This window comes from Halobacterium sp. CBA1132, from assembly GCF_001485535.1.
Classification (GTDB): domain Archaea; phylum Halobacteriota; class Halobacteria; order Halobacteriales; family Halobacteriaceae; genus Halobacterium.
Genome location: NZ_BCMZ01000001.1, coordinates 2,292,340 through 2,315,326 on the forward strand (window position 1 = coordinate 2,292,340; position 22,987 = coordinate 2,315,326).

22 protein-coding genes are annotated in these 22,987 nt (G+C 67.3%); 5 read left to right on the forward strand and 17 right to left on the reverse strand.

Annotated elements, in window-relative coordinates:
- Positions 1-34: 34 nt before the first annotated feature.
- The 3 genes from AVZ66_RS12065 to AVZ66_RS12075 all read right to left on the reverse strand — a co-directional run bounded on the left by AVZ66_RS12065 (position 35) and on the right by AVZ66_RS12075 (position 1,295).
- On the reverse strand, positions 35-469 hold the full coding sequence (locus AVZ66_RS12065) for an HIT family protein (RefSeq protein ID WP_058984323.1): 435 nt from the start codon (positions 467-469) through the stop codon (positions 35-37).
- A 31-nt stretch (positions 470-500) separates the two neighbouring features.
- Positions 501-962 carry a thioesterase family protein gene (locus AVZ66_RS12070; protein WP_058984324.1) on the reverse strand — a complete coding sequence of 154 codons (462 nt, stop codon included), beginning with the start codon at positions 960-962 and terminating at the stop codon, positions 501-503.
- Positions 963-1,076: 114 nt separating this feature from the next.
- A complete protein-coding gene (locus AVZ66_RS12075; RefSeq protein WP_058984325.1) occupies positions 1,077-1,295 on the reverse strand; it encodes a hypothetical protein in 219 nt (72 codons plus the stop codon).
- Between the two features lie 81 nt (positions 1,296-1,376).
- On the opposite strand from AVZ66_RS12075, the gene AVZ66_RS12080 reads away from it, so the two are divergent.
- Positions 1,377-1,613: a hypothetical protein gene (locus tag AVZ66_RS12080; RefSeq protein ID WP_058984326.1), complete on the forward strand. Its 237-nt coding sequence runs from the start codon at positions 1,377-1,379 to the stop codon at positions 1,611-1,613.
- A gap of 50 nt (positions 1,614-1,663) precedes the next feature.
- Here the strand turns inward: AVZ66_RS12080 and AVZ66_RS12085 are convergent, their stop codons facing one another.
- Positions 1,664-2,944, reverse strand: a complete 1,281-nt coding sequence (locus tag AVZ66_RS12085) for an RNA-guided endonuclease TnpB family protein (RefSeq protein ID WP_058984327.1) — start codon at positions 2,942-2,944, stop codon at positions 1,664-1,666.
- A 204-nt stretch (positions 2,945-3,148) separates the two neighbouring features.
- Between AVZ66_RS12085 and ileS the strand changes: the two genes are divergently transcribed.
- A complete protein-coding gene (gene ileS / locus AVZ66_RS12090) occupies positions 3,149-6,403 on the forward strand; it encodes an isoleucine--tRNA ligase (RefSeq protein WP_058984328.1) in 3,255 nt (1,084 codons plus the stop codon).
- A gap of 42 nt (positions 6,404-6,445) precedes the next feature.
- Here ileS and prs read toward each other — a convergent pair whose 3' ends face one another.
- Positions 6,446-7,294: a ribose-phosphate diphosphokinase gene (gene prs / locus AVZ66_RS12095; protein ID WP_058984329.1), complete on the reverse strand. Its 849-nt coding sequence runs from the start codon at positions 7,292-7,294 to the stop codon at positions 6,446-6,448.
- Between the two features lie 25 nt (positions 7,295-7,319).
- Positions 7,320-8,156 (reverse strand): hypothetical protein, encoded by an 837-nt coding sequence (locus AVZ66_RS12100; RefSeq protein WP_058984330.1) that lies wholly within the window; start codon positions 8,154-8,156, stop codon positions 7,320-7,322.
- Between the two features lie 89 nt (positions 8,157-8,245).
- Between AVZ66_RS12100 and AVZ66_RS12105 the strand changes: the two genes are divergently transcribed.
- Positions 8,246-8,608: a hypothetical protein gene (locus AVZ66_RS12105; protein WP_058984331.1), complete on the forward strand. Its 363-nt coding sequence runs from the start codon at positions 8,246-8,248 to the stop codon at positions 8,606-8,608.
- 59 nt (positions 8,609-8,667) lie between these two features.
- Complete coding sequence (glmM, locus tag AVZ66_RS12110; RefSeq protein ID WP_058984332.1) at positions 8,668-10,032, forward strand: phosphoglucosamine mutase; 1,365 nt, start codon at positions 8,668-8,670, stop codon at positions 10,030-10,032.
- Here the strand turns inward: glmM and AVZ66_RS12115 are convergent.
- The 11 genes from AVZ66_RS12115 to AVZ66_RS12165 all read right to left on the reverse strand — a co-directional run bounded on the left by AVZ66_RS12115 (position 10,029) and on the right by AVZ66_RS12165 (position 22,577).
- Positions 10,029-11,162 (reverse strand): hypothetical protein, encoded by a 1,134-nt coding sequence (locus AVZ66_RS12115; protein WP_058984333.1) that lies wholly within the window; start codon positions 11,160-11,162, stop codon positions 10,029-10,031. The genes glmM and AVZ66_RS12115 overlap by 4 nt on opposite strands.
- 168 nt (positions 11,163-11,330) lie before the next feature.
- Positions 11,331-11,894 (reverse strand): hypothetical protein, encoded by a 564-nt coding sequence (locus AVZ66_RS12120; protein WP_058984334.1) that lies wholly within the window; start codon positions 11,892-11,894, stop codon positions 11,331-11,333.
- A 2-nt stretch (positions 11,895-11,896) separates the two neighbouring features.
- A complete protein-coding gene (glyS, locus tag AVZ66_RS12125) occupies positions 11,897-13,630 on the reverse strand; it encodes a glycine--tRNA ligase (protein ID WP_058984335.1) in 1,734 nt (577 codons plus the stop codon).
- The gene (locus tag AVZ66_RS12130; RefSeq protein ID WP_058984336.1) at positions 13,623-14,480 is read right to left on the reverse strand and encodes a CBS domain-containing protein; all 858 of its coding nucleotides are present in this window, start codon (positions 14,478-14,480) and stop codon (positions 13,623-13,625) included. Before AVZ66_RS12130 ends, glyS begins: the two co-directional genes overlap by 8 nt.
- Before the next feature lie 76 nt (positions 14,481-14,556).
- Positions 14,557-15,156: a hypothetical protein gene (locus AVZ66_RS12135; protein ID WP_082678841.1), complete on the reverse strand. Its 600-nt coding sequence runs from the start codon at positions 15,154-15,156 to the stop codon at positions 14,557-14,559.
- A gap of 60 nt (positions 15,157-15,216) precedes the next feature.
- The gene (locus tag AVZ66_RS12140) at positions 15,217-15,654 is read right to left on the reverse strand and encodes a hypothetical protein (RefSeq protein WP_157575659.1); all 438 of its coding nucleotides are present in this window, start codon (positions 15,652-15,654) and stop codon (positions 15,217-15,219) included.
- Between the two features lie 3 nt (positions 15,655-15,657).
- Positions 15,658-17,004, reverse strand: coding sequence for an ABC transporter ATP-binding protein (locus AVZ66_RS12145; protein WP_058984338.1), 1,347 nt, complete (start codon positions 17,002-17,004; stop codon positions 15,658-15,660).
- Complete coding sequence (locus AVZ66_RS12150) at positions 17,001-18,086, reverse strand: ABC transporter ATP-binding protein (protein WP_058984339.1); 1,086 nt, start codon at positions 18,084-18,086, stop codon at positions 17,001-17,003. Before AVZ66_RS12150 ends, AVZ66_RS12145 begins: the two co-directional genes overlap by 4 nt.
- Positions 18,086-19,570: an ABC transporter permease gene (locus tag AVZ66_RS12155; RefSeq protein ID WP_058984340.1), complete on the reverse strand. Its 1,485-nt coding sequence runs from the start codon at positions 19,568-19,570 to the stop codon at positions 18,086-18,088. The genes AVZ66_RS12150 and AVZ66_RS12155 overlap by 1 nt, the downstream gene beginning before the upstream one ends.
- 3 nt (positions 19,571-19,573) lie before the next feature.
- Positions 19,574-20,590, reverse strand: coding sequence for an ABC transporter permease (locus AVZ66_RS12160; RefSeq protein ID WP_058984341.1), 1,017 nt, complete (start codon positions 20,588-20,590; stop codon positions 19,574-19,576).
- Between the two features lie 157 nt (positions 20,591-20,747).
- Positions 20,748-22,577, reverse strand: coding sequence for an ABC transporter substrate-binding protein (locus tag AVZ66_RS12165; protein WP_058984342.1), 1,830 nt, complete (start codon positions 22,575-22,577; stop codon positions 20,748-20,750).
- A gap of 181 nt (positions 22,578-22,758) precedes the next feature.
- On the opposite strand from AVZ66_RS12165, the gene AVZ66_RS16685 reads away from it, so the two are divergent.
- A complete protein-coding gene (locus AVZ66_RS16685) occupies positions 22,759-22,926 on the forward strand; it encodes a hypothetical protein (protein ID WP_197407764.1) in 168 nt (55 codons plus the stop codon).
- The last annotated feature ends 61 nt before the right edge of the window (positions 22,927-22,987 follow it).

Genomic DNA, 22,987 nt, shown 5'->3' on the forward strand with positions numbered 1-22,987 from the left:
GCGTTCCGCCACTAAAATTTGTGTGTTCGCCTCGTCAGTCTTCGCCGGCGCTGTCGGCGATGTTGGCGGCGATGTCGTCGAGTTCGTCGTCGGAGAGGTCCGGGCGTTCGCCCGCGACGGCGTGGATGGGGCGGCCGCCGTCGTCGTCGAAGCGCGGGATGATGTGCCCGTGGACGTGCGGGACTTCCTGCCCGGCGGCCTCGCCGTTGTTGAACGCGACGTTGCTGCCGCTGGCGTCGACGCTCTCCTCGACGATGGGCGTGAGGTAGTGCAGCGCCGCGAACATCATCTCGCCGCTCTCCGGCGGGACGTCCCCGAGCGTCTCGTGGTGGGCTTTGGGGATGACGAGCGTGTGCCCGGCCGCCAGCGGGTTCGCGTCGAGGAACGCGAGCACGTCGGCGTCCTCGTAGACGACGCGCGCGGGAATCTCTCCGTCCACAATCTGACAGAAGATGCAGTCCTCGCTCATGTGCGGCCAAACGACCGCCTCGATTAAAAGCCTACTCGCGTCGGCGCCCGGCGACGCTGTCCCGGAACTGGTCGCGGTCGACGACGCGGAGCGTGAGGTCGCCGGTGGCGACGGACGCGCCGTCGTCGCGCTCCGCGCGGCACGCGAACGAGAGGTCCGGGCGCTCGACGCCGACCAGCGTCACGGAGACGTCGACGTCGCGGCCGACCGAGACGGGAGCGAGGTGCGACACCGAGGCGCCGCGGTCGACGACGCCGGTGCCCTCGGGGAGGCGGCCGCGGAGCGTCTCGCGCACGAGCGCCTCGAACTGCGCGAGGAGGTGCGGCGTCCCGAGCACGCGCGTGGCTTCCTCGGGCGTCGCGTCGACGGCCGCGGGGTCGCCCGGCGGGTCGTCGTGGGGACCGAAGGCGACGGTGGCGTGTTCGGCGTCGAGCGTGAACGTGGCGTCGCCGCGAACGTCCGCGTCGGCGAGCGCTTCGAAAGCGTCGGCCATGCGTGAGCAGACGACGCAGCCGGTGTTAGTCCTGACGGCACACTGCGTCGACCGCCGTGGCGCTGGCTGGCCGGGGTAAGAGCGTCGTGCGTGTCGACGCGCGAGAAGAACGTGTTACTCCGTGAGCGGGAGAACGATGCCGAACACGAGCGGACAGACGAGGATACCGAGTACGCCGATGATTTCCGCGTCAAACAGCAGCGCGTGCTCCCAGGCGGGCAGTGAGCCGCCGCCCAGCGCGAGGCCGAGCGCGCCGACGACGAACAGCGCGAAGCTGGCGAGCGTCGAGCGTTTCACGAGCGACGAGTAGTCGAGGTTGCCGTAGCGTCCCATGTGGCGAGAACGCGCGTCACCGCTACTAAGCCTTCTGTCTCGAACAGAAAGGCTATGAGCGCCGGCAGGCTACGCCGGAGCATGCTCAACAACGCCGCGGAGCTATTCGACGTCGCCGTCACGCTCGGGTACGCCGTGCTTGGCGCGGGACTGATGGGGACGGGCGTGCTCACGGAACTGCGGAGCGCGACCACAATCGGGAGCGGGCAGACGGTGCTGGGCGTGTGGCTGGCGGTCATCGGGGTCGTCGCCATCGCCGCGGGCACGATGCTGTTCACGGACAAGGTGCGCGCACGAATCGGCGGCGGCAGCGCTTGACATCCTCCCCGCCCTGAAGGGCGAGGATTCCCGCGTTGGGATATTGTGGTCTACGATGTGACCTGTTCTCGCGGTGCGAAGCAGCCGCTCTCTGAATCGAACAGGTACGTCGATGGCTGTGCCAACCAGCCGTTACTCCTATTCACCGACAGATTCGGTGAACTCGGAGATACTTTCTGTCGAATGTTCTCAGCACCGTTCACGTCCGCGTTCGCCACCGTCTCGCACTCGTCACAGACGTACAACCCGCGCTCCACACGGTTCGCGCTACGCTTCCGACCACAGTACGAACACGACTTCGATGTATCACGCTCCGATACCTGCTCGACCGTGATGCCTTCCATCTCGGCTTTGTACTCAAGCATCGAGGTGAAGCGGTCGAACGCCCACGAGTGCAGGTCGAGGTTTCCGTGCTTGTCCCAGTTCTTTGACTCGCCGTTCTCCTCATCCTCGCGGATGTCGGAGAGGTCGCCCACCACGATCGTTCCCACACCTTTGTCTACGCACCGTTCGACGATGTGCTTGGAGAGGGTGTGGCAGTAGTGGGTGCGCCGAGCCGACTTCTTCTGGTTCAACCGCGTGGCCTGCTCGGAATCGGAGTCATCACAGCGAGCGATGCGTTTGTTGAAGTAGTAGTCGTCCTGCTTCAAACAGTTCAGCGGGTACAGTTCGCTGTGACCGTCCTCGTAGGCGAGCGCGGCGAAGTTGTTGATACCGAGGTCAACACCCACGGTTTTCTCACCGGGTGCTTCAGAAACCTCGATTTCGACCTTGCACACGAAGTGCAACTCCCACTCGTCACTAGTCCAGACGACTCTGGCTTGTTGGACGTTCTCCACGGTGGAGAGGTCAACATCGGGGCGGGTCTGGTACTCGCAGAGGATGAAGTCCGACCAATACTCCTTGAGGTTCGAGCCTTTGCTAAGTCGGACTCTCCCGTACTCGGTGTCGAGTTTGAAGCCTTTCTGCTTGAACGTGACCGTGCTTCGCGGGTGTTCGTCACCGTGTTTGCGGTAGCCGGGCGGGTTCGCCCGTGTATCTCCGTTGCGTCGTTTGGTGTACCAGCCGTTGAACGCCTCAGCGAGTTCTTGAAGGACTCGCTGACTTGACTGAGAATGCAGGTCATCATAACGTTCGTGGCTCTTGAGGTACGCGGTGAGTTCGGTGTGACTGGGAATGTGGCCGATTTCACTCCACACACGGTCGCAGACCCACCGCCCAACGTTCCAGAGTTTCGAGGCTGAGAACCCGAGGGCGTCAAGGTCGTCTTGCACCTGTTGCTGGTTCCGTATGGAAGCAGTGTAGGTACGGGTGACGACCTGTTTCGCCATACGTAACCTATGTTGTCAAACTTACTTGAAGGTGTGGATGACGCAACGTGGAATATCCTGCCGTGCAATCGAACGGTGAATTGTGTAGTCGATTGTCGGATTCATCCCCGCCCTGAAGGGCGAGGCTTTCTCCTTGCACTTCCGTAACCCGGGGGCGACTGTACAACCGATTACCCTTTGAGGTGCGAGCGAGACGGGTACGCCATGAGCCGATTCGCCGACGTACCCGACCAGTACGACCCCGAGGACGTCGAGGACCGGGTGTTCGACTACTGGGACGACGTCGACGCGTACGAGCAGACCAAGCAACACCGAGCGGACGGCGAGGACTTCTTCTTCGTGGACGGCCCGCCGTACACGTCGGGCGCCGCGCACATGGGGACGACGTGGAACAAGACGCTGAAGGACGCCTACATCCGCTACCACCGGATGCGGGGCTACGACGTCACCGACCGCCCGGGCTACGACATGCACGGCCTCCCCATCGAGACGAAAGTCGAGGAAGAGCTGGGCTTCGAGTCGAAGAAGGACATCGAGGAGTACGGCGAACAGAACTTCATCGACGCCTGCAAGGAGTTCGCCGACCGGAATCTGGAGGGACTGCAGTCGGACTTCCAGAGCTTCGGCGTCTGGATGGACTGGGAGAACCCCTACAAGACCGTCGACCCGTCGTACATGGAGTCGGCGTGGTGGGCGTTCGACCGCGTCCACGAGCGCGACCTCGTCGAGCGCGGGAAGCGCTCCATCAGTCAGTGTCCGCGTTGCGAGACCGCCATCGCGAACAACGAAGTGGAGTACGACGACGTCGAGGACCCCTCCATCTACGTGACCTTCGACCTCGACGACCGCGAGGGGTCGCTGGTCGTGTGGACGACGACGCCGTGGACGATTCCCGCCAACGAGTACGTCGCCGTCGACGAGGACGGCGACTACCAGCAGGTTCGCGCGACGAAGGACGGCGAAGAGCGCGTGCTCTACGTCGCCGAGGAGTGCGTCGAGGACGTGCTACGAGCGGGCGGCTACGACGACTACGACGTCGAACAGTCGTTCACGGGCAGCCACATGCTCGGCTGGTCGTACACGCCGCCGCTGGCCGACGAGGTGCCCGCGAACCCCGTGGGCGCCGACGGCACGCACGAGGTCTACCACGGCGACTGGGTGGAGGCCGACCGCACGGGCCTCGTTCACTCCGCGCCCGGCCACGGTGAGGAGGACTTCGACCGCGGCGAGGAACTCGGCCTGCCGGTGTTCTGTCCGGTCGGCGAGGACGGCGTCTACACTGCGGAAGGCGGTAAGTACGAGGGCGAGTTCGTCCGGGACGCCAACGAGGGAATTATCGACGACCTCGCAGGGAAGGGCGCGCTGCTCGCCGAGGAGACCGTATCTCACTCCTACGGGCACTGCTGGCGCTGCGACACGGGCATCATCCAGATTGTCACCGACCAGTGGTTCATCACCATCACCGACGTCAAGGACGAACTGCTGGAGAACATGGACGAGTCCGAGTGGCACCCGCAGTGGGCGCGGGACAACCGCTTCCGCGACTTCGTCGAGGACGCGCCGGACTGGAACGTCAGCCGGCAGCGCTACTGGGGCATTCCCGTCCCTATCTGGACGCCCGAGAGCGACTGGAGCGGCGATGTCGACGACGTGCTCGTCGTCGGCACGCGCGAGGAACTCGCGGAACTCGCCGACCAAGACATCGACCCCGAGACGGTCGACCTCCACAAGGACACTGTCGACGACATCACCATCACCGTCGACGGTACGACGTACACGCGCGTCCCGGACGTCTTCGACGTCTGGCTGGACTCGTCGGTGGCGTCGTGGGGCACCCTGAACTACCCCGAGCAGGAGGACGACTTCGAGGAGCTGTGGCCCGCGGACCTCATCATGGAAGCCCACGACCAGACCCGCGGCTGGTTCTGGTCGCAACTCGGCATGGGCACGGCGGCGATGGGGGAAGTGCCCTACGACGAGGTGCTCATGCACGGGTACGCGAACATGCCCGACGGCCGCGGGATGTCCAAGTCGAAGGGCATCACCATCGAGCCCAACGAGGTCATCGAGGAGTACGGCGCCGACCCGATGCGGCTGTTCTTGCTGTCGGTGAGCCCGCAGGGCCAAGACATGCGGTTCTCGTGGGAGGAGACCGAGAACATGCAGCGGGACCTCAACATTCTCTGGAACGTGTTCCGGTTCCCGCGGCCGTACATGGCGATGGACGACTTCGACGCGAACGTCCCCGAGCCGTTCGGCGGTGAGAACGCGGGCGTGTCCGTCGACGACGTCTCCCTGGAGACGGTCGACGAGTGGCTGCTCTCGACGCTCCAGCGCGTCAAGGGCGACGCGACCGACCACTGGGAGGACTTCCAGCAGCACAAGGCCCTCGACGAGATTCTGGAGTTCGTCACGGGCGACCTCTCCCGGTACTACGTGCAGGTCGTCCGCGAGCGCATGTGGGAGGAGGGCGACTCCGAGTCGAAGACCGCGGCCTACGCCACGCTCCAGCGCGCGCTGCTGGAAGTCACCGCGATGCTGGCGCCGTACGCACCGCTCGTGACGGACGAGCTCTACCAGCACCTCACGGCCGAGGACGCCTACGACACCGTCCACATGTGCGACTGGCCCGAGGTCGAGGAGCGCTACCGCCAGCCCGCGCTCGAAGACGACGTGGCGGCGCTGCGGGACATCGAGGAAGCCGGCAGCCACGCCCGCCAGCAGGCGGGTCGGAAGCTCCGCTGGCCGGTGACGCGCATCGTCGTGGACGCCGACGACGACCGCGTCGCGAGCGCCGTCCGCGAACACTCCGACCTGCTCACCGACCGCCTGAACGCGCGCCGCGTCGAAGTCGTCGACGAGGGCGAGAGCTGGGGCGAACTGGCGTTCAGCGCGCGCGCCGACATGAGCGTGCTCGGCCCCGCGTTCGGCGACGACGCCGGCGAGGTCATGCAGGCGCTCAACGACGCGCACGTCGAGTCCGCGGACCTCGACGCGCTCGCCGAGCAGGTCAGCGAGGACCTCGGCCGCGACGTGGAACTCACCCCGGAGATGGTCGAGTTCGTCGAGGAGGCGCCCGAGCACGTCGCCGGCGCCGACTTCGAGGGGGTCTTCGCGAGCGCTGCGAGCGAAGGCTCGTCGGACGAGCAAAGCGAGTCCTACGGTGGGACGGTCTACGTCGACACCGAACTCGACGAGGACGTCGAGAGCGAGGGGTACGCCCGCGAGGTCATCCGGCGCGTCCAGGAGATGCGCAAGGACCTCGACCTCGCGATGGACGCCGAGATTCGCCTCGACGTCGTGGTGTTCGACGACCGCGTCGCGCGGCTGGTCTCCGAGCACGAAGACCTCATCGAGGAGGAGACCCGCGCTCGCGAACTCGGCGAAGTCGAGGACGGCTACCGCGAGGAGTGGGACGTCGAGGGCACGAAGCTCGCGCTCGAAATAGAGGAGCTGTAGGCCGCGAGCGCGAACGAACGACTATTTTCGGGGAAGGAGCGGTTACAGCGACTGCAGCGTCTCCGCGACGGCGGGCGCGGCGCTCACGGTGGAGACGGCGCGCTCGATGGTGTCGGTGCCGTAGACGGCCTCGACGCCGGCGTTCGCGAGCTTGAGGCGGGCGTTCCCGGCGAGCAGCGGGTGGACGCAGGTGACGTAGACGCGCGCGGGGTCGTCGAGTTCGCCGACGGCTTCGCTCATCGTGGAGCCGGTCGCGATGATGTCGTCGACGACGACGACGTCGCGGCCGGAGACGTCGACATCGCTGGGCGTGACCGTGACCTCGCTGCCGGAGTGGCGGTGTTTCTCGAAGTGGTCGGTGTCGCCCGTGCCGTAGCCGTCCCGGACGGACTCCGCGAGGCCGACGGCGCCCTCGTCGGGCGCGAGGAAGACCGGGTCCGCGAGGTCCGCGGGCAGCGGGTTCGCGAGGCGCGCGGACGCGTCCACGGCACTCGCGGGGACGTCGAAGAAGCCGAGGACGCGGCGCTCGTGCGGGCAGACCGTAATCACGCGGTCGGTGCCCGTGGAGATGGCGCGCGCCATCGCGCGCGCCGAGACGGGTTCGCCGGGTTCGAACGCCTCGTCCTGCCGGGCGTACCCCATGTAGGGAATGACGGTGACGATTTCGTCGGCGCCGGCCTCGCGGGCGGCGTCCTGCAACTGGAGGAGTTCGACGTGCGCGTCGCTGGAGACGGTGGAGGCGACGGCGACGGCGCGACCGTCGACGGGTGGGACGCGGACGACGTGCTCGCCGTCCGGGAACGACTCGTACTCGACGCGCGCGAGGTCGTCGCCGAGCTCCGCCGCGAGCGCCGCGGCGAGCTGCTGGGTCGCGGACCCGCTGAGTATCATACCAGACGCGAGGCCTGCCGGCGGCTTACGCGTTTCCCTCGGCGACGACGGCGAGCGCGGACGCCGCGCGGAGCCCGAGGCTACGGTGTCGGAAGCCGTCCCCGGCGTCGGCGGCGAGCGCGCCGTCGGCGGTGAGGACGACGACGGCGTCGGTCGCGTACGCTACGTCGACGACCGACTGCTGGACGGGAAGGTCGCGGCTGGTCCACTCGCCGGCGTCGTCGCCTGGAGCGTGTTCGTAGAGCGCGTCGGCGGTCGCAGCGTGGGCGCGTCCGAGTTCCCCCGCGTCCGCGGTCACGGGGTCGCTGGTGGCAACCTCGAAGGCGCCGTCGACGGCGTGCATCCAGCCCGCACCGAGCCGGAAGAGGCCGTCGGGCGTCGCGGCCAGCGGGACGCCCGCGGCCGCTACGTCCCGGGCGTCGTCGAGTCCGACCGCGGAGAGGCCGTCGTCGGTGAGGCGGTGGACGCCGTCGGCGGCGGCGACGAGGTCCGCGTCGAGCGCGCGAACGTCGGCGTCGACACTGGCGACGGTCGTCCACTCACCGTCCCCGTAGCGCGCGAGCCGGCCGTCTTCGCCAGCCGCGAGCACGTCGCCGTCGAGGTCCGTGACCGCGATAGCGGGCCCGAACCCGGTCGCCTCGAAGCCGTCGTCGTCCCCGACGAGCACGTCCTCGGTGGTCGCGGCCGCGATGCCGCGCTCGGTCGCTGCGACGTCGCGGGCCGTACAGCGCTCGACGAGACTGAATTCGCCGATTTTGTCCTGCGAGACGCGCGCGACGGCGACGCCGAGTTCGGCGGCGACGTACGCGTCGACGGTCTCGGACTGGTCGGTGTAGACGCGCTTCTCGCGGATAGTCGGCATACCTGAACGCGTCTCGCGGGACAGCGTTAGCGTTGCGGTTGCGTCGCGCGCCGCGAAAAGCCTTTAGCGTGGCTGCCGTATGGCGGCGCATGCGACGGCGGTCGGTGCTCGCAGCGGCGGCCGCGCTGGCCGCTGGTGGCGGCTGTCTGGACGTGGTCGGTGAGAATCCGGTAGAGGTGCGCGCGCGGCGCGCCAGCGACAGCGCCGCGGAGAACGCCACCGCCTGCACGCTGTCCGCGTCGTTCGTGGAATCCCACTCAGCCTTAGAGCGCGTGCTGAAATCCGCGACGACAGCTCCCGACGGCGAGTGGATAGTGACGGACGTCGACCGGAAGACCGGCGACGCGCTCGCGGCGGCGCTGCGTGAGCGCTGCGGGCGGGGCGACGCCGTCTACCGGTACGACGGCGACGCGTACCGGGTGCGCGTCGAGGAGACCGACGACAACGGGTAGAACCGGAACAGTTCGGCCAGTTCGGAAGCGATTAGGCGCGGGCGGCCGCAGGAACGCACATGAAAGTGTTCGGGTCCAGCGGCACCCGGGGCGTGGCGAACGAGGAGCTCACTCCCGGGTTCGTGCAGGGGGTGGCGAAGGCCGCGGGGTCGGTGTGGCGGACCGACCGCGTGGCCGTCGCGCGCGACACGCGAACGACCGGCGGGATGCTCGTGAACGCCGCGACCGCCGGCCTCCAGAGCGTCGGCGTCGACGTCGACCGACTGGGCGTGGTGCCGACGCCCGGCCTGCAGGCGTACGCCGAGCGCGAGGGCGTGCCCGCGGTGATGGTGACCGCGAGCCACAACCCCGCGGAGTACAACGGCGTCAAACTCGTCGGCGCGGACGGCGTGGAACTGCCGGTCGACGACCTCGAACGCATCGAGCGGAAGTTCCTCACCGAGCAGTTCGACGAGGTAGCGTGGAACGCCGTCGGCGACGACGTGGACGTCGCGTCCGCGCGCCGCCAGTACGTCGAACAGCTGCTGGACGCCGTCGACCGCGAGGCCATCGCAGCGGCGGACCTCACGGTCGCGCTCGACCCCGGCCACGGCGCGGGCGCGCTCACCAGCCCCGAGTTCTACCGGCGCCTCGGCTGCAAGGTCGTCACCGTGAACGGCCAGCCGGACGGCCACTTCCCGGGCCGAGACCCCGAGCCGGTCGCGGAGAACCTCGACGACCTCGGCGGCCTCGTGCGGGCGACCGACGCCGACGTCGGCATCGCCCACGACGGCGACGCCGACCGCGCCATCTTCTTCGACGAACACGGCGACTACATCGAGGGCGACGCGACGCTGGCGGCGCTCGCGGAGGCCGAACTCGACGACAGCGATACCACTGTCTCTGCGGTGAACGTCAGCCAGCGCCTCGTGGACGTCTGCGAGCGCACGGGCGCGGACCTCGAACTCACGCCCATCGGCTCCACTCAGATTATGACGCGCATCCGCCAACTGGAGTCGGAGGGCGAGACGGTGCCGGTCGCCGGCGAGGGCAACGGCGGGGTCATCTTCCCGGGCTACCGGATGACCCGCGACGGCGCGTACACGGGCGCTCGCTTCCTCGAACTGCTCGCCGACAGCGCGGCCAGCGAGGTCGTCGCGCCGTACAGCGACTACCACAACGTCCGCGTCAACGTCGGCTACGAGAACGACGCCGAGCGCGAGGCGCTGCTCGGCGCGGCCGAAGAACAGGCGTTGGACGCCGACGCCGAACGCACCACCATCGACGGCTACCGCCTCGACTACGGCGACGCGTGGGTGCTTGCACGCCCGTCGGGTACGGAGCCGGTCGTCCGCATCTACGCGGAAGCCACCAGCGAGGAGCGCGCGGGCTCGCTCGCCGACGAGTTCGCCGCCGCGCTCCGCGCCGCGAAAGCCGGCGTCTAGAGCCGGTCGAGAGCGTCCCGGAGTTCCCGTTCGGCCTCGCGGGCGGCCGCGAGGTCGTCGGCGACACCGGACTCGATACGCTGTTTCTCCGCGTCCGTGAGTTCGTGTTCGGCGACTGCTGCGGTACGCAGGCGCTGGTAGTTGTCGTCGCGAACCCGACGCCGGACGTCGTGCAGCGCCGCGAGCGCGTCGTCGTCGGCGAACCGGTCGACGACCGAGACGAGTTCCTCCAGCCGGTACTGGAGGTCGTCGGCGGGGCCGGGCGGCCAGTCGACGGTCAGCGGGCCGGCGTCCAGTCGGTCGAGGTACGTGCGGTTACCGCCGACCGCGCGCTTCAGCGCGCGCGGCGCGTCGACGTAGTGGTCGAGTTTCGACGGCGAGTACTCCGCGTACTCCAGCAGTTCGGAGAGCGGTTCCGCGCCCGCGTCGCGGTCCGCGACGAACGCCGCGAGGTCGTCGGGCACGGGGTCGAAGCCAACGAGCGGGTACGCCTGCGCGGTCTCGACGAATCCGAGCACGTCCCGGGCCGGCGCGGAGTCCCGGAACGACCCGAACGCGGCGCGAACGCGCTCGTTGTACGTCTCGATTGGGTCGCGCAGCGTCGCCACGGGCGCGTCGAGGTCAGCGTCGCCGAGGCGCTGGAGGCGCTCCAGTTGCTCGACCTCCGCCGCGTACTCGTCGGCGCGCGCCTCCACGCGCGTCCGCGTGTCGGCGTACGCCGCCCGAGCGTCTTCGAGGTCGTCCAGTCGGCCCGCGAGCGAGCGGGCGTCCGCGAGTCTGTCGCGGGCCTCCGCGAAGTCCGCCTCGGAGAGCCGGCGCTTCTTGAATAGGTCCAGCAGCGACTCGAAGGCGTCGCGCTCGGGGAGGTCCTCGTCGAGCGATTCGACGAACGCCACGAGGTCGTCCTGGAAGTCGATGTACGACTTGAAGTCACCCGTGCCGGTGGCGTCGGCCTCGTACTGGTCGAAGAGGCGTTCGAGGCCGTCGAGCGCGTCCTGCAGGCTCCGGAGTCGCGCCTTCCCGACGTCCTCGACCGCGTCGCGGGCGTCGTCGCGGGCGTCGTGCGCGGCTTCGAGGTCGGCGACGAGGCCGGACGGGTCGCTCGTGTGGGCGGCCTGCGCGTCGGACATTACGTCAACGGTGGGCGCTCGCGCTGATAGGCTTTCTGTGCGACGCGAGGCCGACCGACGGGAGGCCTCGGAACGTGCGAGCGGTGACCGGAGGGAACCGCGAGCCCGTTGGGGCTTTCCGGGTGTCGTGAACGACGAAGTGCGCAGTAGAAACGAATGCGAAACCGCTCACACGAACAGCCACACGAGCCACATCGCCGCCGCAGCGCCCAGCGGAATCGTGACGTTGTCGTCGATGACGTAGCCGCGAACCACGGGCGTCGCGCCGTCGGCGGCGGTGGCCGCGAGCGCGCCCGCGACGGCCGGCACCGGGGAAACGCCGAGCAGGCTTGCGATAGCCATGCAGACCCCGAACGTCGCGAGCAACACCCACCCCTGTTTCGTCCCGAGGCCGCTGCGCTGCGAGAGGAGGCCGCTGGCGGGGTCCGCGAGCGCCAGCATCAACATCGCGGGCACCGCGAGCGCGGGGTCGAACAGCCACGCGGTCGCCGTCCACGAGAACACGTACAGCGCGTACCCCGCCGGGTTGTCCTGCTCGTAGTCGCGCGTCAAGCGGTCGAAAATCCGCCACGACACGTACCCGGACAAGCGAAGCACTTCGAGGCCGGCCGCGACGACCGACCCCAGAACCAGCAGCCACTCGACCGCCGCCCACGGCAGCACGCCCGCGAGGAACGCGCCCGGGAGGAGCGCCCCGCTGGCGTGCACGAGCCGGCGGTCGAGTTCGCTCACCGTTACAGGTCCGCGAACTCGCGCTCGCCGTCCCGGAGCGCGCTCACGACGTCGACGAGCTCGTCGACGTCGACGCGCACCTGGTCGGTGGTGTCGCGGTCACGCAGCGTCACCGTGTCCTCTTCGAGGGATTCGTAGTCGACGGTGACGCAGTACGGCGTCCCGACCTCGTCCTGGCGACGGTAGCGTCGGCCGATGTTCCCGGAGTCGTCGTACGTCACCGAGAGCCCGGCTTCCCGGAGGTCCGCCGCGAGGTCGCGGGCGGTCTCGCCGAGGCCGTCCTTGTCCATCAGCGGGAACACGCCGACCGTCGTCGGAGAGACTTCCGCGGGTAGCCGCAGCACGTCCCGGGTCTCGCCTTCGACTTCGTCCTCGTGGTAGTTGTGCGCCAGCACCGTGTACACCGCGCGCCCGACGCCGAACGCCGGTTCGACGACGTGCGGGACGATGTGGCGCCCCGACTCGGTGACTTCCTCGACCGAGAAGCCGGTCTTCTCGGTGGGGACCGTGTGCTCCGCTCCGTCGACCTCTACTGTCACTGCGTCGCTATCGAACGCCGAGCGGTCGCGCTCCGCGAGCGCTTCCAGCGCGTCCGCGACCGCGCCCGCGTCGCCGCCGAACTCCGGCCCCAAGTAGGCCATGTCGGGGTCGACGGTCGCGCGCTCGACGGTCTTCGGCTCGTCGTACTGCTTGAAGACGGTGAAGGTGTCGTCGGCGTGCTCGCTGTGCTTCGAGAGGTCGTAGTCCATCCGCGACGCGACGCCCTCCAGCTCGATCCAGTCGCCGTCGACCTCGCCCTCCGCGTCCCAGCAGTCGCTGGCGTAGTGCGCCAGTTCGCCGGGGAGGTGCTGGCGGAACCGGAACCGCTCCATGTCCACGCCGACGCGCTCGAACCACGCCTTCGAGCGCGCGAGGAAGTACGCCACCCACTCGTCGCCGACGACGCCCTCGTCGAGGGCTTCCTGTGGCGTCAACTCGCGGTACTGCTCGCCGTCGGCCTGCTGGGCGTCCGCGGGGTACAACGGCAACTCGACGTCCTCGACGCGGGCGAGGTCGGGGCCCTCCCCCTCGGGGTCGACGAAGAACTCCAGTTCCGCCATCGTGAACTCGCGGGCGCGGACGAGCGCGTTCCGCGGGCTGATCTCGTTGCGGTAGCCCGTCCCGATCTGGGCCGCGCCGAACGGCAGCTGGTTGCGCGCGTACTCCTTGAGCCGCGGGAACTCCGTGAACATCCCCTGAGCGGTCTCCGGGCGCAGATAGCCCGGCTGACCCGACCCCGGGCCGATTGTCGTGCCGAACATCAGGTTGAACTCGTCGACGGACTGACCCGCGAGCGGCGCGCCACACGACGGACACACGAGGTCGTGTTCCGCGATGATGTCCTCGACCTTCTCGGTCGCGTACGTCTCCGCGTCCTCGATGTCCGTGTTGTCCTCGACGACGTGGTCCGCGCGGTGGCTCTCCCCGCACTCCGCGCACTCCACGAGCATGTCGTCGAAGCCGTCGAGGTGGCCCGACGCCTCGAAGACTGGCTCGGGTGTCACCGTCGGCGCGTCGATTTCCATGTTCCCCTCGCGAGTGACGAAGCGGTCCCGCCACGTCTCCTCGACGTTTCGCTTCAGCGCCGCGCCCTCCGGGCCGTACGTGTAGAACCCAGAGACGCCGCCGTACGCCTCGTTCGCCTGGAAGAAGAACCCGCGCCGGCGCGCGAGTTCGTCGAGGGCGTCCTCACTCATCGGCCAGCCCCGAAAGCAGGTCGACGTCGCGCACGATGCCGACGAGGCTGTCGCCGGACACCAGCGGCACCTGCTCGATGTCGTTGGTCAGCATCGTCTGTGCGACCTCGCGGGCGGTCCGGCGCTTCGTCACCGTCACCACGTCGGCAGTCATGAACTCCCGCACGGGCGCCGCCGGAATCTCGACGTTCCGCGTCGGCAGGTAGCGCGCGCCGACCGCCTTGATGGACTCCCACTTCCAGTCGTCGTCGTCGTCCGCGATGGAGTCGCCCGTGTCGGCCTCGCCCTCGACGACGCGCGCGACCTCGATGACGTCGACTTCGGTCAGCATCCCCGCCATGTCGCCGTCGTCACCGAGGACGATCGTGTAGGGGACGTTCGCGTGCGAAATTTCGCGTTCTGCGACCGTCAGCGGCGTCTCCACGTACGTCGTGTTCACGTCCGCTCGCGCGAGGTCGCCGACCGCCGTGTCGCCGTCCTCCTCGCCGTCCGCGATGGCCCGCACCACGTCGGTGACGGTGACGATGCCTTCGAGGCGACCGTCCTCGACGACCGGCACGCGACGCGTCCCCTCGCGGCGCATCAACGCCGCGACCTCGCGGACGCTGGCGTCCGTGGTCGTCGTCGGCACGTCCCGCATCAGCATCGCCAACTGGTCCTCCTCGGGGTGCTCGATGAGGTCGTCCCGGGAGACCAGTCCCCGGTACTGCTCGCCGTCCTCGCCCGACTTCACCACGGGCACCGAGGAGAACGCTCGCTCCTGAATGTACTCGAGAATATCGTCCCGCGTCCCCGGAAGCTCGACGGTAACCACGTCGTCCCGGGAAGTCATCGCGTCAGCGACGTTCATGTAGGCGTCGTACTATTCCCACCCATTTGTAGGCTACGACACCGATTCCGCGCGTCTCGCGTCCGACTCCGGCAGTCTACGCGTCGGACGTCCAACCCTCGTCGAGGTCGGGCATTCGATCGGCGTGCGGGAAGAACTTCTCGTAGCCCTCGTGGCGGAACACGCCGAGTGTCGTCCCGTCGAGCTTGCGGACGTACGTGTACATCTCGCCCTCCTCGCGGGCGGTGTACGCGCACATCTGCTCGTCGCGCTGGACGTACGCCCCCGCGATGAAGACGGCCTGCTCGGTGTCGGGGTCCCGGAGCTCCGTGACGATGAACACGTGGCCCATCTGGGTCTGTCGGTAGACGTCGTAGACCGGGAAGTCGCCGGCCTCGAAGACCTCGCGGAACGCCTCCGCGTCGTCGGCGCCGACGACGTACGAGAGCCCGAACTCGCCCTCGTCGTCGTTCGTGTCCCGCCCCATCGGCGCGGTGTCGCCGGCGGTCAGTTCGAGAACGTCCCATCCCTCGGCCTCGCGCTGCTCGGCGAGCGCGTGCAGGTCTTCGAGGGTCGCCTTCCAGGACTGCTTGTACTCGTCGGCGTTCGTCGCGACGGTTTCAAGTCTGTCCTGTCGCGCCTGCCGCTCTGCTTGCTCCTCGGGGAGGTCGTCGTCACGGAGGGGCTCCTTCGGCATGGGCACGGGTTGTGTTCTCACACGTAAGAAAGTTCCGCGATAGCCGACGTTTCAGGGACGCTACGGCCCGATTCCGAACAATTGCTCAAGTGCAATCGACGTCGCCAACATCACCAGCGACGCGAGGAACACCCGGATGCCGGTCGGGAGGCGGGCGACGACTGGCGTCGGCCGGAACCGCGCCGGCGGCAGGCGCTGCACGAGCGCTTGGAACTTCGTCGCCTCGCCCGCGCCGGCCTCGAAGGGGCCGGGTTCGCCGTCGTCCTTCCACGGCCGCGACGGCAGCAGTTTGAACGTCCCGTAGCCGAACGCCAGCCAGCCGAACACGAACAGCCCGTACTTCACGCCCGGCGCCGCCGGCCAGCCCACGAGCACCGAGAGCACCGCCGACACGAGCGCGAACGCGACGGTCAGCCAGACGGCGTACGTGACCGCGTCCAACAGTTGGCCGACGCGGTCGGACGGCGCGTCCGGCACGCCGGACGTAGCACGAGCCATCGACTACTGGGAGCGCCCGTGGGAGTCGAGGAACTCGCTGGGTTCCTCGTACTCGCTCCGGTGGCGGTGACAGTGGCTGAAGCGACCGGTGTCGTCGACCACGTGGTTCTCCGGGACCTCCTGCTCGCAGACGCTCCCGAACTCCTCGCGGAGGTGTTCGCGAGCGCTCGCCACGTCGTCGTGGTTCACGTACTCGACGGCCGTGTCGACGTGCTGGCTGACCTCGCTGGGCACGTCGAGGCCGCCGAACAAGTCGTCGACGACCTCCTCGATGTCCGTGCCGTCGGCGCTCATTCCGAGCAGCTCTTTCACGCGGTCGGTCGTGGACTTCGTGATGCCGGCGCGCTCGCGGACGATTTCGCGGAACACTTCGATGCCCTCCCACACTTCGTCGTCGAGGTCCGCGTACTCCTCGGGGCGAATCTTCACCGGACAGCGCGTGCTGAACACGCAGCCCTTCGGCGGGTCCCGCGGACTCGGCGGCGTCCCGCGCAGCGTCATGCGGTCCTTGTCCACCGACGGGTCCGCCTCCGGAATCGCCGACAGCAAGGCGTTCGTGTACGGGTTCGCGGGGTCCTCGAACAGTTGCTCGGTCGAACCGAGTTCCATGAGATTCCCCAGATACATCACCGCGACCCGGTCGCAGACGTGCTCGACGACCGAGAGGTCGTGGGCGATGATGAGGTACGTCAACCCGAACTCCTCCTGGAGGTCGTTCAGGAGGTTCAGAATCTTCGCCTGCACGGAGACGTCCAGCGCGCTCACCGGCTCGTCGAGCACGAGGAAGTCCGGTTCGAGCGCGAGCGCGCGAGCGATACCGATGCGCTGGCGCTGCCCGCCGGAGAACTGGAACGGATACCGGAAGTAGTGCTCCTCGCTGAGCCCCACGGTTTCGAGGAGTTCGCGGACGCGCTGACGGCGTTCCTTGGGCGTCCGCCAGTCGTGGACGTTCAGCGGCTCCATGATGATCTCCCCGACGGTCATCCGGTCGTTGAGACTGGAGTCGGGGTCCTGGAAGACCATCTGGACGTTCTGTCGCCACTCCTTGAGGTCGCTCCCGGACAGCGTCGTGATGTCGGTGCCGTCGTAGCGAATCTCGCCGCCCGTCGCGGACTCCAGTTGCATCAGCGTGCGGCCCAGCGTCGACTTCCCGCAGCCGGACTCGCCGACCAGGCCGAGAGTCTCCCCGCGTTCGATTTCGAAGCTCACGCCGTCGACGGCCTTCACCGGCTTCCCGGCGAACATGCCGCCGCCGCCGTAGTACGTTCGAAGGTCGCGCACGTCGAGGAGCGTCTCGCCGGTCGCTGCGCCCATCTCTGCCTCTCGTTCCTGCTGGTAGAGCGCCGTCATTCGTTCACCTCTCGTTCGGTGTCGTCCTCACGCGACTGGTGGATTTCGACCGCTTCGTTCTGCGAGACGTCGTCGGGGTAGAGCAGGCACGCCGCGCGGTGCTCTTGGGCGCCGTCGGCGACGTCCACCTGCACCGGGTGGACTTGCTCGCAGTCGTCGAACGCCTTCGGACACCGCGGCGCGAACCGACAGTACGTCGCCGGTTCGTTCGGCGTCGGCACCTCCCCCTCGATAGTGCGGAGGGGTTCGCCGCGCTCGTTGCGGCCGGGGATGCTCTCCAGCATCCCCTCCGTGTACGGGTGTTTCGGGTTGTCGAACAGCTCCTCGACGGGCGCGGACTCGACCATCTCCCCGGCGTACATCACGTTCACGCGGTCGGTAATCTCGGCGATGACGCCGAGGTCGTGCGTGATGAACATGATGCCGAGGTCGTGCTCGACTTTCAGGTCTTCGAGCAGGTCCAGAATCTGGGCTTGGATGGTCACGTCCAGCGCCGTCGTCGGCTCGTCGCAGATGAGCAGGTCGGGGTCGCAGGCCAACGCCACCGCGATGACGGCGCGCTGGCGCATCCCCCCGGAGAACTCGTGGGGGTACTCGTCGACCCGTCGCGGCGCGTCCGGGATGCCGACGTCTTCGAGGAGGTTGATGGCTTCCTCGGTGGCTTCCTGACCGCGCAGCCCCTGGTGGAGTCGCAGCGACTCCTTGATCTGGTTGCCGACAGTGTAGACGGGGTTCAGCGACGTCAGCGGGTCCTGGAAGACCATCGCGATTTCGCCGCCGCGGACGTTCTGCCACTCCTTCTCGGAGTTGTCGGTCAGCTCCTCGCCTTTGTACTTGATGGAGCCGCCGACGATGCGACCGGGGCTGTCGACCAGCCCCATGATGGAGCGAGCGGTCACGGACTTCCCGGAGCCGGACTCCCCGACGACGCCGACGGACTCGCCGCGCCGGATGTCGAAGCTCACGCCGTCGACGGCGCGAATCGTCTCCTTGTCCGTGAAGAACGCCGTCTGGAGGTTATCGACCTTCAGGAGGGGGTCCTGGTCGCTGTCCCGGTCCTCGGCGTACTGCTGGGAACTCATCAGGCACCACCCCCTGCGGCCGCGGCCTCACCGGACGCGTCGCCGTCGCCGCCGGCCTTCGGGTCGAGGGCGTCACGCACGCCGTCCCCGAACGCGTTGAAGCCGAGCACCAGCAGCGTAATCGCGACGCCGGGCAGGATGGAGATGTGCCACGACTGCGTGCTGATGAGGTTCTGCCCCATCGAGATGGCGCGCCCCCACTCGGGGGTCGGCGCAGTCACGCCGAGCCCGAGGTAGGACAGGCCCGCCGCACCGATGATGTACCCGCCCAGGGACATCGAGAGGTAGATGAGCAGGTAGCTGAACACGAACGGCGCGACGTGCTTCGTGACGATGCGGCGGGGCTTCTCGCCGAATCCCTCCGCCGCCTTGATCCACTCGTTCTCGACGATCTGCAGCGACGGCCCGCGTATGGAGCGCCACAGCCCCATCCACCCCCAGATGCCGAACAGGAGGGCGAGCAAGAACGCGCCGCTGTAGATTTCCATAATCCACGTCTCCCGGAGGACGTAGATGAGCATGACGAGCACGAGCAGCCGCGGCATCGCGGAGAACGCGTCACTCATCACGACCGCGGTCATGTCGGCCAGCCCCTTGTAGTACGACGTCAACAGGGCGAGCGCGAGCGCGATACCGCCCGCGATGCCGGACGCGATAATCCCGATGAACAGCGAGATGCGCGCGCCGTACGCCATGAACGTGAACAAGTCCTTCCCGGACGGGAGTGTCCCCGCTGGATGGAACCTATCGTAGGCGTCGTACGTCCACGGGGCGACGTTGCCCTGCTGGCCCCGGGACTGCGAGTTGAGGTTCGCGACGCCGACGGTCACCTGCTCGACGCTGCCGGTCTCGGCGTCGAAGTACGTGACGTTGTGACCGTACGGCTGCATGATGTTCTTCTCCTGACTGACCGGGCTGACCGTCGGCGCGAACGCCGCCATCACGAGGAAGACGACGACCAACACGAGGCCGAACTGACCCCACGTGTGGCCGCGGAAGCGGTCGACAATGTCGTCGGCGGGCGTCCAGTCGGCGTACCGGTAGTGGCGCCGGAACACGAGGTAGCCCCGCCAGACCCAGTAGAGGAACGCGAACGCGTACGCGTAGACGAGTCCCACGCGGAGCAGCCACGCGTACTTCGGTTCCAGCCCGAGGAACGTGTTCTGCCAGCCGTCACCGGGCACGAGGTAGCCCTGGTTGGGAATCCACTCGCGGCTGAGCAGCGTCGGCAGGTTCGCGACAGCGTCGCCGGCGGCCGCGAACACGGACGCGATGGACGCGAAGATGTCACCGAGGACGGGGACTGTACTGGCGATGGCGTTGACCGGGACGTCCCACGGAATCGACATCACGACCCCGGCGAGCGCGCCGAGTTCGACGAGAACGAGGATGGCCATCACCGCACCCCAACGCACCGCAGGCGTCGGGTTCTGTCTGATTCGCTGTACGAGCGTGGAGTCTACCTGGTCGGTTTCGCTTTGCATGTGTTAGGCCTCGCTCTCGAACCCGACACGGGGGTCGACGACCGTGTACAGGAAGTCTTGGAGGATGTTCAGGCCCACGAGCAACAGGATGAACAGGAACATCAGCGCGCCCGACAGCGGCAGGTCGCCGTTCATCACCGCGCTGAAGAACAGCCACCCGATGCCGTTGATGCCGAACACCGTCTCCACGAGCACGGAACCGCCGACGAGGACGCCGGCTTCCGCGGTGATGACGGGAATCAGCGGGATGAGCGCGTTCCGGAAGATGTGCTTCCAGACGATGGTGCGGCCGGGAAGTCCCTTGGCTCGCGCCATCTCGACGTAGTTTGAGTTCTTCACTTCGAGGAACGCGGTCCGCCCGATGCGCATCTCGTTGCCCATCGACGCCGACCCCAGGACCAGCGAGGCCGGGAGGATGAGTTTCGAGGCTTCCAGGAAGTTCTGGAAGTTCCAGATGTTGCTCATGTCCGGGGCGCCCGCAACGTTCGTGGTGACGATGAAGTTCTGCCAGTCGAACCCGAGCAGGAACTTCTCGGACTGGGACAGCACCATCATCAGCATCACTGCCAGCCAGAAGTTCGGCATCGCACGCCAGACGATACCGCCGAAGGAGGCGGAGTAGTCACCGAGCGTGTTCGGGTTGAGGCCCGCGTAGAACCCGAGCGGGATGCCGATGAAAAGCGGCAGCAACACGGCCCACGCGCCCATCAGGATGGTCCGGGGCGCGAAGTTCATGATGACCTCGTAGGCAGGCGTGTTCGGCTGCACGACCCACGAGTTCCCGAGGTCGAACGTGAACATGTTGACGATGAAGTCCACGTACTGCTCCCACAGCGGTTGGTTCAAGCCGAGCGATTCGTGTACCTGTTGGATACGCTCTGGCGTCGCTTTCTGTCCGAGAATCGCGGTCGCGGGGTCGACCGGGCCCGCGTAAATGATGAGGAACGTCAGCGACGTCCCGAAGAGTATCACGGGGATAGCGAGCACGAGGCGTTTCGCGAAGTATGTCCACCGGCTCATGGGCGTAATCGACGAGTTGTGTGACTCGTTCGCATCTTTCTATACGAATTTGCGTGTTTAGGTCTTGCGTTTTGGTCACTCCGGCCGTCGGAGTTACCGGCTCTGCCGTACGAAAATGTGGATAGCCGAACCGAAGGCGGAGGGGTCGGTCCGAGCGCTACTGGTACTCGCCGCGGTCGCCGATTTCGGTGCGGTGGCTCTTCTTCCGGGACGGACCCATCGCGCCGAAGCGCGGGGACTCGATCCAGTCGTAGCTGTAACTCTGGGTGATGCCGTGCTGGAACGGCAGCAGGACGGCGTCCTCCCAGTTCGCGCGTTCGAGTTCGAGGTACGCCTCTTCGCGGGCCGAGGCGGCCTCGTCGGAGAACCCGAGGTTGTTCTGGACGGTCTCCCACGCGTCCTTCGCGTCGCCCGCTGCGTCGCCCGTCTCCTCGGACCAGCGCAGGTACGACGACCCGCCCTGCTGGAAGAACGTGTTCGGCGGGTTGATGAGCGAGAGGAAGTTGTCCGCGCCGGGGTAGTCGGCGATCCAACCGAGGTAGTAGAGCTCGAAGTTCCCGTTGCGGCCGCGGTTGAGGAACGTACTCCAGTCGGCGGACTGGAACTCGAGATTGATGTGTGCCTGCTGGAGCTTGTCACGCAGCAGCGAGTACGCCTGCTCGCCCCACGACGACGCCGTGCTGGACGGCATGTCGAAGGCGAGCGTGTACTGGTTGTTCGGCCCGTAGCCGGCGTCCTCCATGACCTGTCGCGCCTGGTCGATTTCGGCCGTCTGCCCGTACGGGTACTCGGACTGGAGTTCGTTGTAGCGCTGGGCGCCACCGGGGAACAGCGCCGGCGGCGTGAAGAAGTACCCCGGCTTCCCGGGCGTGTTGATGACCTGGTCGTTGATAGCCTGCTGGTCCATCGCGTGCGCGACCGCCTGCCGAACCGGCTTCTCCACGTTCTGCGTGTCGAAGGCGTAGTAGTACGTGGAGAGGGTGGGAACCTCGTAGTACTGGGCGGTCATGTCATTGGGGTCGAAGGGGCCGTAGGTACCGTACTGGCGGCCGCGGTCGTCGGTCCCTTCGAAGTTCCGCAGCGACGGGTCGTACTTCGCCGACGGGATGTACGGGCTGTCGGCGTTGACGTTCGACGTGGCGTACGTGAACGCGGCGTTCGACTCCGTGAACACGGAGTAGTCGAGGCCCTCGTTGAGAATCTCGTCGCCGTGGTAGTCGTCGCGGGCGTCGAGTCGGATGGTGGTGGCTTCGCTCCACTCCACCAGCTCGTAGGGGCCGGCACCGACGGGGTCCGACGACGCGAACTTGTCGTAGTCCATCTCGCCGTCGTAGCCCTCGATGTCGCCGACGATGCCTTCCGGAATCGGGACGAACGCGGAGTACGCGATGAGTTCCAGGGCCGCGTAGAACGGCTCCGAGAGGGTGACGGTGACCTCGTAGTCGCTGGTGGCCTCGACGGCTATGCTTCCGGGCACGTACGTCTCGTTGCCCTCGCTGTCGGTCTCGGTCTCGTGGACGACGCCCAGCGTGTCGAGGATGAAGCCTGCGCGGTTGGAGTTGTCGGAGGCCGCGAGGCGCTCCCACGCGTAGACGACGTCGGAGGCGGTGACTTCGGTGCCGTTGTTGTACGTCGCGCCTTCCTTGAGCTGGAAGGTGATGGTGGTGCTGTCCTCGGAGACCGTGTAGTCGGTCGCGAGGAGCGTTTCGACGTTGACCGTGCCGTTGACGTAGTTGGTCAGGCCGTCGAAGATGTTGTTGATGTGGGCACCAGAGGTGGTGTCCGTCGCGTAGATTGGGTCCATCGAGTCCGCCGTCCCGACCTGGCGGCCTCGATAACGGTTCTCGTCGTTGCGCTCGGTCGTTCCATTCGTCGTGCCTCCGCTGTCGCCGTCGCCACCGGTACAACCGGCCAGGGCGGCTGCGGTCGCAGCGGCGCCGGTTCCCTGCAGGAACCGACGGCGGGAGAGGTTGTCAGTGTCTGTCATCCAAACCCCGGTTATTAATCTATAGTGATAAAATTACCGCTTTTGTAGATGTGCGACGCATAAAATCGGAACGTGAAACGTACGTACAACCGGGCGCCAGCGTGGCCGACAGAGCGGTATTTCGACTCGTCCTGTCAGTCCGACGGGCTTAAGTAGTGGGTGTCACGTTGTATCATACGTCATGACGACTGACGCCGCGCAGCCGGTGAACGCGTCCGGCACCGACGTGATGGCCTCCCTCGACGACGAGGGCCCCGAGTCCCGACTCGTCATCGCGGACATCTCCTGCGACGAGGCGTGGATGTCGGTAACAGCGGACCACGCGACCGCGCTCTCGGCGTGGCGATAGGCCGGCGACGGCGTTCCGACTTTTTCGCGGTTTCCGTTTCGTCGTTCCCCGACACCTAGAC